The organism is Nocardia macrotermitis (assembly GCF_009604405.1).
Classification (GTDB): Bacteria; Actinomycetota; Actinomycetes; order Mycobacteriales; family Mycobacteriaceae; genus Nocardia; species Nocardia macrotermitis.
In genome coordinates, this window is record NZ_WEGK01000025.1 from 1 (window position 1) to 12,650 (window position 12,650).

Here is a 12,650-nt window from a genome sequence, read left to right on the forward strand (position 1 = left end):
CCCCACCCCCACAACCCCCCTCAACACCGACCGAGCCCCCGACTCCACCACCCCCATCACCGACCCCACCCACCTCCCCGAAGGCCGCCGCGAATACCACAACAACCTCCTAACCCGAAACGGCCGCACCCGCTACCACTACGACCAAGCCGGCCGCCTAATCCGCAAAGAAATCACCCGCCTCTCCCGAAAACCCGACATCTGGCACTACCGATACAACGCCTTCGACCAACTAACCGACATCCAAACCCCCGACCACCAATGGTGGCACTACACCTACGACGCCCTGGGCCGCCGCACCACCAAACAACACCTCACCCCAGACGGCCACGTCATCGAACGCATCGACTTCACCTGGGATGAGAACCATCTCGTCGAACAAACCGCAAGTACGGCGAATACTCGTTGGGCGTACCACCCCGGTACCTACACTCCCCTAACTCAAACCACCTATCAACTAGACCATCGAGAATTTCTCGCGATCATCAGCGATCTCGTCGGCACTCCAACAGAGCTCTTCGAACCTGAATCCGGGCGGTCGATAGCGGCCACGAAACGCAGCCTGTGGGGTAAGTCAAATTGGAATGGCGCGGCCAGCACCCCACTCCAATTTCCCGGCCAGATCTACGACACCGAATCGGGTCTTCACTACAACCACCAACGGTACTACGACCCCGGTTCCGCACGATTTTTAACCCAAGACCCACTTGGGCTTGAACCATCACCTAATCAAATAGCATATCCACACAATCCGATAAATTGGATTGACCCTTTAGGATTAGCCTGTAAGCAATTCAATACCAACGGCAAAAATCTCTCGGATCCAAACCCGGTCCCTAAAGCGATAAAAGAGCAATACGAGAAAATAAGATCCGGGCAGGGTACGCCGCGAGTGGAGCCCGGAACCGGTCATCAGAAAGTATTTCAGGGGCGGGAGCTACCCAACGGAAAGCGTGCACAGTGGCAGGGCTCCTTGGAGTGGGACGTACCCGGAACCGATCACAGAATCCTCGAGCGCCCCGATGGACACTTAGGGTACGTGATAAATCACGATTACAGCTCGCCATTCTTGTTTCCGGGGCCATGGTACCCTGAAGGCGGGAAAATACCGAAACGCCTCGGCGGGTAATCACCAGGTCATACTTATCGAGAGGGGAATCGTGGGATTGAGCAATGCCCATTTCGCGGTCTACATGGAGAATACCGAGACCCTTGCTTGTTACGCCGAGCACTGCACCGGATTCTTTACACAGAAGTATCTACCGGATGGCAGATTTCATTTTACACTCATACGCACATATCCTCAAAGCAGCGAGTCTTGGCAATTAATTTCCAAGCAGAGCGGATCATCGACCATCGGCAACTGCGATCTATGGATCCTGGACAGCAATCAAAATAAGATTGGCAGCTACTTCATAGCCGATCTGCAAACCGGATCTAAGAAGGTCGATTCAGCGGGTGACATGGAACTGACTCTGTCCGGCTGGATGTGGAGTCCGCCCAACCCTGCTGCGGAGTCGGTATGGAGAAGCCGATACGAAGGTCCTCCGAAAGACCTCGGCGAATGGAAAGACCTATCCGAACTTTTGAAAGAAGCGTGGCTGGAAGTAGCAAGGATCCAGAATTCTCCCCAGGTAAACGTAGAAACGAAACAAGATGCGTCGCCGCATACACAATACATGATCGATGCAAATTCGATCGGCTCCAGCGTGGACTTCTTTTGCGCGTTAGGCGAATCTATAAACGGCCCCGGCGGATACTTCGGCGACAACCTGGATTCACTTTCAGACTGTTTATGCGGCGGTTTCGGTGCCAGCGTACCATTCACAATCAATGTTCGGCACGGAAAGAAGCTCACCGACCGGCTACCACCGCAGTTCTTATCCGATCTGATCGAAGTTATGTCCCACGCGAAAGTAACACTGAACCTCGAATACAAATAGAAAATCCAGGCGCATACTCTAGCCGCGATCAGCGGCCCAGCAGTAAGGACACGAATCCCGCAGTGGTCCAGTGGACTGGATGGCGTGGATGTTCCTGGCGAACCGATAACTACTTCACCGGAGTGCTCAGCTCGTCACACACGATGAACGAGGTTCGAAGTAATTCCTACCTGACGAACTTTCAGGATGCAGACATCCCAGGCCGTCAGGCGATCACCGATGTGGAGAAGAGAAGCGGCACCACAGACAACTGTGGAGTATCCTTCGCCACCTCGAAGGGCACTATCGAGATAATCGTGCGACAGGCAATCGGTGCACAGTCGGCTGGCAACTACTGCACCGTCGCAGTACAGGCTGCGACATCGCTGAACGATTCGATACCCGCGTAAGTCGGGTTCGTATTCGAGCCTCCCGATCGTGAACACCGAAACCGCAACCAGGACAATGGTATTCGAAGCAGATGCCGATGTGAGACGCTACCGAGCTCCACGAGGCGATCTGGATGCGGAACCCCACAGCGCCGGGCACCATGCGCAACGACCGACGGTCAACGGCCACTTTGGGCACGTTCCATCCGGTTCGGTCCGGTCTGGACAGATTCTGTCCGGTTCCCCCCACTCTGGAACACTCCACGGTTGATACAGTGAGCGCAACTCATCTCGATGAACGGGGGTCCGCATGCGTTCGCTGGCATTGGCAGTCGGCGTTGGTGTGTGTGCATTGCAGCTGGCAGTGACCGGATGCGGCACGACACAGACCGATGCAACATCAGCCAGCCCGACCAAGCTGAGCGATGCTCAGCTATGGGACCCGTGCACCGTATCGGACGATGCCATCTCAGCTATCGGGCTGCGGCCAGGCAGCAAGGACACGAATCCTGCCGTCGTCCAATGGAGCGGCTGGCGTGGATGTGGCTGGCGAACCGATAACTACTTCCTCACGATATTGAATTCGAATCACACAATGACCGAGGTCCGAAAGAATAGCTATCTCACCAATTTTCAGGATGTAAGCATTCCTGGACGGCAAGCGATCACCGATGCAGAGAAGAGCAGCACCTCAGATAACTGCATTGTAACTTTACCCACCTCGAAGGGGACCGTCGAAATAATAATTCGACAGGCAGTCGGCGCACCGTCTGCCGGGAATTATTGCAGCATAGCGATATCGGCCACGAAGTCGTTGAACAGCTTGATTCCGCAGTAGGCAATACTAGTCGATGGACGGAGGTGCCGAAGTGAGCGACACCACTGACATGAAAAGCACATTTGCAACCTTGGCCTCGGGAGCAGAGCAGGGGAAACTCCTAATCGAAGATGGCGTAGCAAAGAAGTGCGCTGCCCGATGCAACGCTTATATCGAAGATCTTCAGGAACTTATCCTGAAGACCCGCAACACAGTGCACGTGAATTCGTTTGGCGATCTTGATTCCGCTCAAAAATTCGCCAATAAGATCAATTCCTTGGGGCAAGACACCACAGGAGGGGCTGGCTCATACGCCGCCGCCCTCACCGAACACATCGCCGCCTTGCAAAGCATGGCAGACATGTTCACAAAGGCAGGTCAAGCCTTCACCAATTCGGACGAGGCAACCAAGGACAAGATCCGCCAAGCTATGAACAGTATCGACAGTAGTAAGTAGCGAGACCAAGGGGGAACTATGGGCTTCAGTTTCAGCGACTTCATGAGCGACCTGACGAGTCAGTTCAGCACCAGCGTCGGCCCGACGCAGAGCGCGAAGAATGCTGGGACCGCAGGCAAGAATGCCAGGGATGCGGCGAGCACGAAGAACACAACTTTGTCGCAGAATTTCCATGGTGACTACACGCCGGAAGTCGTGTCGACCGCGATGGAGAACTTCGAAGGGATGTCTCACGATCGGATCATTCAGTACCGGAATTCAGTAGTCCCGACTGATATGAACTCCAGTGTGGCAGCGTGGGAAACGCTCGCAGACATCACCAACAAGAAGGCCGAGTCCTTCCGCACCGACATCGAGAAGCTCATCAATAATGGCTGGTCAGGGGCGTCAGCCGAGAGCGCGAAGACCAGCGTACGCAAGTACGCCGATGACGTCCACAGTCTCCAGAACGCCGCAAACATGGTGGCCAACAAGCTTTCCGACGCCAGCGCCACCCTCACACAGGTGAAGGCGCAGATCCCTGATAAGGCCAAGCGTAAGTCCACTTCGATTGCGGGCATTGTGACCGATGTCGTCGCTGGTCCCGTTGGAATAGCTACTCTCGGCGGCCAGCTAATGGCCGATCATGGTCGGGCCAGTAACACGCAGGCAGAAGCCCGGGCCGTGATGCAGCAGGTCTACGCTAAATATCTGCCTGAAGCAGATAAAGGCGTTCCCAAAATGCCCGGAGTAACCACGGCCGACAACTCAGGCGGCGCATCGGGACCCTCGAATCCGGCCAGTACGGCGCAAAGTTACAGCCCCACATACAACTCCAACGCGTCGAGTTACGGCCCCTCGTCGAGTTCGGGCGCTTCGACCAGCAGTGGGACCAGTACGAATCCCAGCAGCTACAACAGCGGGTCGACTGCGTACTCGTCGAGTCTCAATCTGCCCGATGCGACGACGGGGAACTCGTCCGGCGCAACCTCGATGAATTCGCTGAACAACACCAGTACCGCGGGATACAGCCCGTCGGGTAGCGGTACGGCGGGGACCACCGGTGGTGGCGGTTTCAATTCCAGCGCGACCGGCGGCGGTTTGGGGTCCAGTATTCCGGGGACCAATTCGGGGACGAATTCGGCTGCCACCGCCGCGAATGCGGCCAATGCGGCGAAATCGACCAATGGGCTCAACAGTATGATGCCGCACGGTCAATCGAAGAAAGAGGGCGACGACGCCGAACACAAGTCGGCGGACTATTTGCGCGGAATTCAGGAAGAATTGCTCGGGCCCGAACAGAAATTCCTGCCGGGCGGCGTGATCGGCGGAGAATACGGCGATGAGTGAGGCGTGGCTGCTCTCGCAGCTCGAATTCCATCTGGTGTGGCAGGCGATCGATCGGGATCGGATGCCGTTTCCGATCGAATTCCGGAACGATGCCGAGGTGCTGCTCGATTTCGAGCGTGAATGTGCCGCTGCGCGAACGAAACTCGTCGCGCTGCTGAAGGACGAGCCGGATCTGCACCGGGCGCTGCAGGCGCTCGCGCGGCCGAAGGTGCGGGTGGAGATGTTCGGTATCCGGCGCGACGGACGCGATCGGATGGTGCGGATGCACACCGGTATCGATGACGGTGTCGGTGCGGTGTTGGTCCAAGAGCCCGGTGCCGCAACGGATCTCGATGCCGCCGGGGATATCCGGGTGTACCTGCACACCCCGGCCGAGGCGCTCAGACGCATGGTCTCGCTGCTGCCTGCCGTCCGGCCGGGCACCGCGCACGGCGTCTCGATCAACCGCCTCGACATGGTCGCGCCGGAAACCTGGAGCGCCGCGGACGCTCGCAGCCCTCGCGAACAGGTCAACCGCTTCCTGCGCCGCCCCTACCGCACCTATCTGGAAATCAAGGTCGACCAGGGCCCCGCGCTCGACGGCTGGCAGCAGACCGGCCGCCACCTGCACGTGGTCGACTTCGAGGAGGAGGGCCGCTATCTGCTGTCCCTCGGCAACCGCATTGAGGCCAAACCCCTCACCGCGGCCGAACTCCTCGCCCGCATCCAGCGCGCCATCGACCGCACTCTCGATCAGGAACGCACGTCGGCCTGGAGCTGACCGCACCCCGGGCTCGGCCGCAGCCCAGGTTTCCGGCTCGAACCCGCCCTGGGAGGCAGACGAAATCGCCAGCTGCACTGCAGATTACATCGCGACTACGGAGTATCGGCGGCTGTGAATCGCGCGAGAATACGTGAGGTCCGCGCGGTCTGATACGACGTATTCCCCAGCGCCGCCATCCCCGCCAACACGACCAACAACAAGGTCCAGCCCCACGGCCACTCCATGGCCTCCACGAATTCCCAGGTCTCCTTGATCGCGATGCAGGTCGCGCCACCAGCGACCAGCAGCCAGCCGAGCGCGGTGTTGGAGAACGTCAGGATCCGCTGCACATCCTCCGCCGACAATGATTGCAGCACAGCACTTTTCACTCGCTCACGTTCCTGCCGGTATTTCCAGTAGGCGACCGGCGGCAGCAACCACCACCACGGTGAGATCCGCTGCGGCGGCACCACCCCCTCGGGCAACTCCCGCCGCTCACTCGCCCCTTGATCCCGCAACTCCATCGCCGCCTGATACAACGGCCCCGCCACCAACAACCAGGCCCCGAACGCCCCCAACGCCGCGATCACCGGATTATGCGTCACGCTCTCGCCTCCATTCGGGGAGTTCCGACCTGCGTAGCGTACGTGCCACCGGCACACCCCCGCCCTCGGCCGCTGGGGCCGCGGAACGAGCCCACCCATCCGTTCCCCGATTGATGCCATGATCGGGACATGCGTTTCCTCGATGCCAGTGCATTCACCGCCGACCGCCCCTGGGGCGCACTCGACATCACCGAGATCGACACCGCCACGATCCGCCTGCACTGGACCGACCAGCCCTACATCTGGCACGTCAACGACGGCCCTGAGGTCTTCGTCGTCCTGGACGGCGCGGTAGACATGCACTACCGCGACAACGGCGAGGAACACATCGAACACCTGATCCCGGGCCGAATCTGCTACGCCGAGCCCGGCGACGAACACGTCGCCAACCCAGCGCCAGAGGCCCGAATCCTCGTAGTCGAACGCAAGGGAAGCGTCTGAGCGCGGGTCGGCGCAGTCGGCCCCTTCGATCGCGTCGCCTCGAAAGGGCGCAGACGTCGAGACACCCCATTCCTCTTCCAGAGCACGCAGTTCGTCGAACGCCTGGCTCTGCCGTTCAAGTTGCGCCCGCCGGAACGCGAGTACATCCTTGCTGTACAGGCGGGTGCGCGATCCGACCTCGTGCGCTGGAATCCGTTCTCGGCGAATGATTTTCATCAGTGAGGGTCGCGATATACCCGACATTCCCGCAGTAACCGTGGTGGTGATCTCGTTCGGGACGCTGCCTGGCGTCACTGTGCGGCCTCGGCCGAGGAGATCGATCATCTCGAGAACGAGGGCACTCAACTCGGGCGGTACGGTCAGGCCGCGTTCGACCGCCAACGCCCCGGAGCGCCACACCCCCCTCCGGCCTTCGACTCCCGGCATCCCTCGCCGATCAGGCAGCGTCGGCGTCAGCCAAGGCCAGTCGAAGCCGACCACCACCGGCTCAACGCCGACCACCACCGCTCAACACTGACCGCCACCGCTCAACGCCGCTCAACGCCGCTCAACGCCGCTCAACGCCGCTCAACGCCGCTCAACGCCGCTCAACGCCGCTCAACGCCGCTCAACGCCGCTCAACGCCGGGGCGATGTTGACGTAACCGTCTATGCCGGAGGCGAATTCGGTGCCGATCGGCTGTAGGAGGGTGACGTGGTCGGCTCCGGCGGCGAGGTGTTCGCGGATCTTTCCGGCGATCGAATCCGGGGTGCCGTGTGCGACGAGTGCGTCGACGACGTGGTCGTCCGGTGTGGCGTCTTCCGTTGTCTCATAACCGAATTCGGCTATCGTGGTGCGGAAGGGCGGGCGGGCGGACCAGGTCGCGAAGACCTGGCGGGCGGTGTCGCGGGCGCGGTCGAGATCGTCATCGATCACGGCGGACAGGCCCACCACGAGGAGTTTGTCGGGGCCGAGGGTTTTTCTGGCCCGGGCGGTGTGCTCGGGTGGGAGTCCGGCGGGGAGTGCGCCGTCGGAGATCTCCCCGGCCAGCGCGAGCATGTTCGGGCCGTTGGCAGCGAGGATCCGGGGGTAGCTGGAATCCGGTGCGGGAGGCGATGTTTCGGCGTCCATTCCGGTGATGTAGTCGCGCATGGTGGCCAGTGGGCTGCCGAACGGGCGGCCCACGCTCTCGGCCTGTTGCGGGTAGCCGACGCCGAGGCCGAGCACGAAACGGTCCGGATACGCCTGAGCGAGGTAGGCCGCCGCGCCGTGTGCGGTCTGCGGTGGGCGTGCCCAGATATTGGCGACGCAGGTGCCCACCGTGAGACGTTCGGTGGCGGCGAGCAGCACCGACAGGTGCGCGAAGGCGTCCTTGCCGATCACCTCGTTGGTCCACAGGGCGCGGTAACCGGCCTGTTCGAGGCGGCGGCCCGCATCGCGTTGCGCGGTCGCCGACGGCGTACTGGTGAAGCTGACGGGCAGGCTCACGCCGACCGGTCCCAGCATTCGGCGTGCGGCGTTCACGAGATCGATCGTCATGGGCGTTCCTCCAGGTGAAATCGCTGTGCGTGGATGTGTCCACTGTGCTGTCGGAGGCGGCACGCGAGCCAATGAATCTTCCGCATCAGGTATTGCGATTCACGTATCACCACAGGTCGTCGACACTGGTGCGACAACAGTCCGGATCGGCGAGGCTAGTCTGGTCGCATGACCGACACACCGCCCGCAGTGGATCTCGATCTGCTGCTGGTGCATTCCTTCACGCTCGTCGCCGAGCACGGGCATTTCGGTCGCGCCGCCGAGGCCCTGCACGTCACGCAACCCTCGCTGAGCCGGCAGATCAACCGGCTGGAGAAGCAACTCGGTGCGCGGTTGCTGGATCGCGGACCGCGCGGCACCCGGCTCACCGAGGCGGGTGCGGTGTTCCTTCCGCAGGCAAAAGCGTTGCTGCGCAATGCCGCCCGAGCCGTCGCGCAGACCCGCGCCGCGGCCAGCCCCGGTCATGTCACGATCGGCTACACCGGCGATCTGATCATCACCCCCGTCGTCCGTGAGATGCGCCGCCGCCATCCCGACGCCGAGATACGCGCGCAGCACATACAACTCACCGACGTCCCCGCCGCGCTGCTCGATCACCGGGTGGACGCGCTGGTCACCCGACTACCCTTCGTCACCACGGACCTACACGTCACCATCCTCTACGCCGAGCCGCGCGTCGTGCTCATGCCCATCGATCATCGCTTGGCGCACAAGGACTTTCTTACCCTCGACGACATCGCCGACGAACCCGTCCCGCGCCTGCGGCACTCCGATCCGGCCTGGAGCGCCTACTGGAACATCGACCCGCGCCCCGACGGCCGCCCCGCACCGGAGGGCCCCATCATCGAGGCCCTCGAAGACAAACTCGAGGTGATCGCCGCCGGAGAAGCGGTCGCCATCACCGCGGGCGGTCAATTCCCCACCCTGCGCCCCGACGTCATCGCCATCCCGCTGCACGGCGTCGACCCGGCCCACGTCGTCCTGGCCACCCGCCGCGACACCCACAACCGCCTGGTCACCGCCTTCGCGAAATACGCACTCGAACAACTCGCGCCTGCGACCCCACCGACCGAGCGCTGAACCCCGATTACACCAATATCGTTGCAGCCGAACGTAATCGGATCTGCCACGATTCACGCCGAGCCCAAAACCTCTCGCACATCGATAGATTGCAGATGCACACGGACACGTTCCGCGAACCCCGGCGTTCCCGAGTCGCGAAGGGCACCGGGAAGAGCCTTACCGCTCCGACGAACCCAGTACGCCATCTGTTCCTCCGTCACCTGCCGTACCAAGCGAGGGTTGGAGTCATCGATCAGTTGGAAGAACTCATCGGGGCTGTAGACCTCGTAACTCAGCTCATCGGCGTCGGCAAAATCGAAGTCGGCCGAATTCGCGGTCAGGACCATGTCGATGGTCCCGTGCACCGCGGCGCAATGTACGTGGGCATCGAAAACATCTCGGTAAGATAGGCTTTCGTCGATCGTGTAGCCGGTGATCACGCTGTCGTCGCCGAAGATCCGGATCAGTCGGCGGCGTATGCCACCGACCTGTTCCTCATTCAAGAGCGGATTGTTCTTCCGCAGCCAGTAGAGCGTCTCGGTCAGGATGTCCTCGGTCAGGTAGACCTGGAACATTCCACCGCAGGCCGACCGGATTCCGTCGCTCACGGCGTGTCAGTCGACGACACCCCATTCTTCTTCCAAGGCACGCAATTCGTCGAATGCCTTCCCCTGTTCTTCGAGTCGGGCTCGCCGGAAGGCGAGTACGTCCCTGCTGTGCAGGCGCGTGTGCGATCCGACCTTGTAGGCTGGAATCCGTTCCTGGCGAATCAGTTTCATCAAGGACGGGCGCGAGATGCCCAGCATGGCCGCGGCGACCGTGGTCGTGACCTCATCGGGGATGGTGCCGAGTGTCACCGTGCGGCCACGGCCGACCAGGTCGATCAGTCGGAGAACGAGTGCGCTCAACTCGGGTGGCAGGGTCAGGCTCTGCTGCGAACCTGCGCCGACGGTGACAGCGACATTCGGGGAGTGGTGATCGACGAGGAAGGAGCCGACCGTGCGGGCTTGTTCGGCCTGTCGCGGAGTGACGGCCACGGTGGCGCGATCCTCGCTCTGCTGCGTCGCCACAGTCGCCTCCTTTCGGGCTGCTTCTGTCGAGTATCGGCTGGTAGCAGTACCGAAGTCTACGCAAGTTTCACTTATAAGTGCAACTAAATTCGATTGCAGATGAAATGCAGTCGCGAATCGAGTGGGTGGACAGGGCTCGTGGCCGGATCCGCGATGTGGGCGGATCCGGCCCGGAGATTGTTCGAATACTGTTGCGGGACTACGCGATTCCCGCGACGGACTCGGGGTTGAACTCGTCGCGCCAGCGGATGGCTTCCTCGAGGACGCTCAGGTCGTAGTCGGGGCCGCCGGTTCCGACGGTGAACAGGGTGGCGCCGGCGGCGACCAGGGTGGGGGCGGCGTCGGCGCCGGGCCAGTTCACCGAGCGTTCGATGGCGGCCGGATCGGAGCCGACCTCGGCGCAGTGGTCGGCGAGGATCTTCGACTTGCGTTCCAGCACATCGAGTTCGGCGAAGGTGTGCCAGATGTCGGCGTACTCGGCGACCAGGCGCAGAGTCTTCTTCTCGCCACCACCGCCGATCAGGATCGGGATGTCGCGCAGGGGCTGCGGGTTCAGCTTGCCCAGGCGGGCGGTCAGGCGTTCCATGTACTCCTTCAGCAGCGCCAAACGTGAACCGGCGGTACCGAATTCGTAGCCGTACTCGTCGTAGTCCTTCTCGAACCAACCCGCGCCGATGCCCAGGATCAGGCGGCCGCCGGAGATGTGGTCGACGGTGCGGGCCATATCGGCGAGCAGATCCGGATTGCGGTAGCCGCCGCCGGTGACCAGCGCCCCGAGCTGCACGCGTTCGGTCTGCTCGGCGATCGCGCCCAACATGGTCCAGCACTCGTAATGGGCGCCGTCGGGGTCACCGTAGAGCGGGTAGAAGTGATCCCAGTTGAACACCACGTCCACCCCGGCGTCCTCGGCGCGGCGCACGGCATCGCGGATGAGGTTGTACTCGGGTGCGTGCTGCGGCTGTAGCTGGACTCCGATGCGAACCGGTCGGGTCATGGATGCTCTCCTCGGTAAGAGTACGAGATTGTCAGCACTGCTGATGCCCTCCCGACGCTACTGCGAAGGAGCCGGGGATGGCCGGGTGAGCGCCTTCGCTGTGAGCGAACCCCGACGTGGTGGGCACTCGCCCAGTAGGATTCGGGCAGTACCACCCTCTACTCGGATCGTCCGGCACGTTCCTGCCGGTGAAGGGATGTTTTCTCATGGCTACGGTCACTTTCGACCGCGCGACCCGGGTGTATCCGGGCGCCGCCACACCCGCCGTCGACGCGCTGAATCTGGAGATCGCGGACGGGGAATTCCTGGTCCTCGTCGGCCCGTCCGGCTGCGGTAAATCGACCTCGCTGCGGATGCTCGCCGGACTCGAGGACGTCGACGGCGGACGCATCCTGATCGGCGAGAAGGATGTCACCAACGCCGAACCCAAGCAGCGCGATATCGCGATGGTGTTCCAGAACTACGCGCTGTACCCGCACATGACCGTCGCGGAGAACATGGGATTCGCGTTGAAGATGGCCAAGGTCGCCAAGGCGGAGAAGGACAAGCGGGTGCTCGAGGCCGCGAAACTTCTCGACCTGGAACAGTTCCTGGACCGCAAGCCCAAGGCGTTGTCCGGCGGCCAGCGCCAGCGCGTCGCGATGGGGCGGGCGATCGTGCGGCAGCCGCAGGTGTTCCTGATGGACGAGCCGCTCTCGAACCTGGACGCCAAACTGCGCGTGCAGACCCGCACCCAGATCGCGCAGTTGCAGCGGCGCCTGGGCACCACCACGGTGTACGTGACGCACGACCAGGTCGAGGCGATGACGATGGGCGACCGCGTCGCGGTGCTCAAGGACGGGCTGTTACAGCAGTGCGCGACGCCGCGCGATCTGTACCGTGACCCGGCGAATCTGTTCGTCGCCGGATTCATGGGTTCGCCCGCGATGAACCTGTTCACGCTGCCGCTCACCGACGGTGGCGTGCAGTTGGGCGGGCACGCGCTGCCGGTGCCGCGCACGGTGACCGACGCGGTGGACGGTGAGGTGGTGGTCGGGATCCGGCCCGAGCACTTCGAGTTCACCGAGGCGGGCAAGGGGATCGCGGTGGAGGTGGACGTGGTCGAGGAGCTCGGCTCGGACGCCTACGTCTACGGGCGCGCGCAGGACGAAAGCGATTCCGGCGCAGGGGAATCGGTCGTCGCGCGGGTCGACTGGCGCAAGCCGCCCACCAAGGGCGACAAGCTCTCGCTCACCACCGATCCCGAGCACATCTACTTCTTCGCGCCCGCGGATGGTAAGCGGCTCAACTGATTTCGAGTATTT

General features: G+C 62.1%; 15 protein-coding genes. 10 read left to right on the top strand and 5 right to left on the bottom strand.

Annotated elements, in window-relative coordinates; genetic code table 11:
- The 7 genes from NRB20_RS34785 to NRB20_RS34815 all read left to right on the top strand — a co-directional run.
- A partial coding sequence (locus tag NRB20_RS34785; RefSeq protein ID WP_194290116.1) for an RHS repeat domain-containing protein occupies nucleotides 1-1,129 on the top strand: 1,129 nt, incomplete at its 5' end.
- 550 nt (nucleotides 1,130-1,679) lie between these two features.
- Nucleotides 1,680-1,943, top strand: coding sequence for a barstar family protein (locus NRB20_RS39710; RefSeq protein WP_406603918.1), 264 nt, complete (start codon nucleotides 1,680-1,682; stop codon nucleotides 1,941-1,943).
- Between the two features lie 62 nt (nucleotides 1,944-2,005).
- Entirely contained in the window at nucleotides 2,006-2,332 is a 327-nt protein-coding gene (locus NRB20_RS39715) for a DUF3558 family protein (RefSeq protein WP_194290117.1), read from the top strand.
- Nucleotides 2,333-2,621: 289 nt separating this feature from the next.
- Nucleotides 2,622-3,149: a DUF3558 domain-containing protein gene (locus NRB20_RS34800; protein ID WP_153415679.1), complete on the top strand. Its 528-nt coding sequence runs from the start codon at nucleotides 2,622-2,624 to the stop codon at nucleotides 3,147-3,149.
- A 31-nt stretch (nucleotides 3,150-3,180) separates the two neighbouring features.
- Nucleotides 3,181-3,585 (top strand): hypothetical protein, encoded by a 405-nt coding sequence (locus NRB20_RS34805; protein ID WP_153415680.1) that lies wholly within the window; start codon nucleotides 3,181-3,183, stop codon nucleotides 3,583-3,585.
- Nucleotides 3,586-3,603: 18 nt separating this feature from the next.
- Nucleotides 3,604-4,914: a PPE domain-containing protein gene (locus NRB20_RS34810; RefSeq protein WP_153415681.1), complete on the top strand. Its 1,311-nt coding sequence runs from the start codon at nucleotides 3,604-3,606 to the stop codon at nucleotides 4,912-4,914.
- The gene (locus NRB20_RS34815) at nucleotides 4,907-5,674 is read left to right on the top strand and encodes an ESX secretion-associated protein EspG (protein ID WP_153415682.1); all 768 of its coding nucleotides are present in this window, start codon (nucleotides 4,907-4,909) and stop codon (nucleotides 5,672-5,674) included. The genes NRB20_RS34810 and NRB20_RS34815 overlap by 8 nt, the downstream gene beginning before the upstream one ends.
- 95 nt (nucleotides 5,675-5,769) lie before the next feature.
- Here the strand turns inward: NRB20_RS34815 and NRB20_RS34820 are convergent, their stop codons facing one another.
- Nucleotides 5,770-6,261 carry a hypothetical protein gene (locus NRB20_RS34820; RefSeq protein ID WP_319945787.1) on the bottom strand — a complete coding sequence of 164 codons (492 nt, stop codon included), beginning with the start codon at nucleotides 6,259-6,261 and terminating at the stop codon, nucleotides 5,770-5,772.
- Between the two features lie 129 nt (nucleotides 6,262-6,390).
- On the opposite strand from NRB20_RS34820, the gene NRB20_RS34825 reads away from it, so the two are divergent.
- A complete protein-coding gene (locus NRB20_RS34825) occupies nucleotides 6,391-6,702 on the top strand; it encodes a cupin domain-containing protein (RefSeq protein WP_153415683.1) in 312 nt (103 codons plus the stop codon).
- 597 nt (nucleotides 6,703-7,299) lie between these two features.
- On the opposite strand, the gene NRB20_RS34830 is transcribed toward NRB20_RS34825, so the two are convergent.
- Nucleotides 7,300-8,220, bottom strand: a complete 921-nt coding sequence (locus tag NRB20_RS34830) for a TIGR03620 family F420-dependent LLM class oxidoreductase (RefSeq protein ID WP_153415684.1) — start codon at nucleotides 8,218-8,220, stop codon at nucleotides 7,300-7,302.
- 168 nt (nucleotides 8,221-8,388) lie between these two features.
- Between NRB20_RS34830 and NRB20_RS34835 the strand changes: the two genes are divergently transcribed.
- On the top strand, nucleotides 8,389-9,300 hold the full coding sequence (locus NRB20_RS34835; protein ID WP_153415685.1) for a LysR family transcriptional regulator: 912 nt from the start codon (nucleotides 8,389-8,391) through the stop codon (nucleotides 9,298-9,300).
- A gap of 53 nt (nucleotides 9,301-9,353) precedes the next feature.
- Here the strand turns inward: NRB20_RS34835 and NRB20_RS34840 are convergent, their stop codons facing one another.
- The 3 genes from NRB20_RS34840 to NRB20_RS34850 form a co-directional block, all read right to left on the bottom strand.
- Nucleotides 9,354-9,890 (bottom strand): PIN domain-containing protein, encoded by a 537-nt coding sequence (locus tag NRB20_RS34840; RefSeq protein ID WP_153415686.1) that lies wholly within the window; start codon nucleotides 9,888-9,890, stop codon nucleotides 9,354-9,356.
- Between the two features lie 6 nt (nucleotides 9,891-9,896).
- The gene (locus tag NRB20_RS39455; RefSeq protein WP_153415687.1) at nucleotides 9,897-10,352 is read right to left on the bottom strand and encodes a helix-turn-helix domain-containing protein; all 456 of its coding nucleotides are present in this window, start codon (nucleotides 10,350-10,352) and stop codon (nucleotides 9,897-9,899) included.
- 199 nt (nucleotides 10,353-10,551) lie between these two features.
- Nucleotides 10,552-11,346 carry an LLM class F420-dependent oxidoreductase gene (locus NRB20_RS34850; RefSeq protein ID WP_153415688.1) on the bottom strand — a complete coding sequence of 265 codons (795 nt, stop codon included), beginning with the start codon at nucleotides 11,344-11,346 and terminating at the stop codon, nucleotides 10,552-10,554.
- A 206-nt stretch (nucleotides 11,347-11,552) separates the two neighbouring features.
- On the opposite strand from NRB20_RS34850, the gene NRB20_RS34855 reads away from it, so the two are divergent.
- Nucleotides 11,553-12,638: an ABC transporter ATP-binding protein gene (locus NRB20_RS34855; protein WP_153415689.1), complete on the top strand. Its 1,086-nt coding sequence runs from the start codon at nucleotides 11,553-11,555 to the stop codon at nucleotides 12,636-12,638.
- The last annotated feature ends 12 nt before the right edge of the window (nucleotides 12,639-12,650 follow it).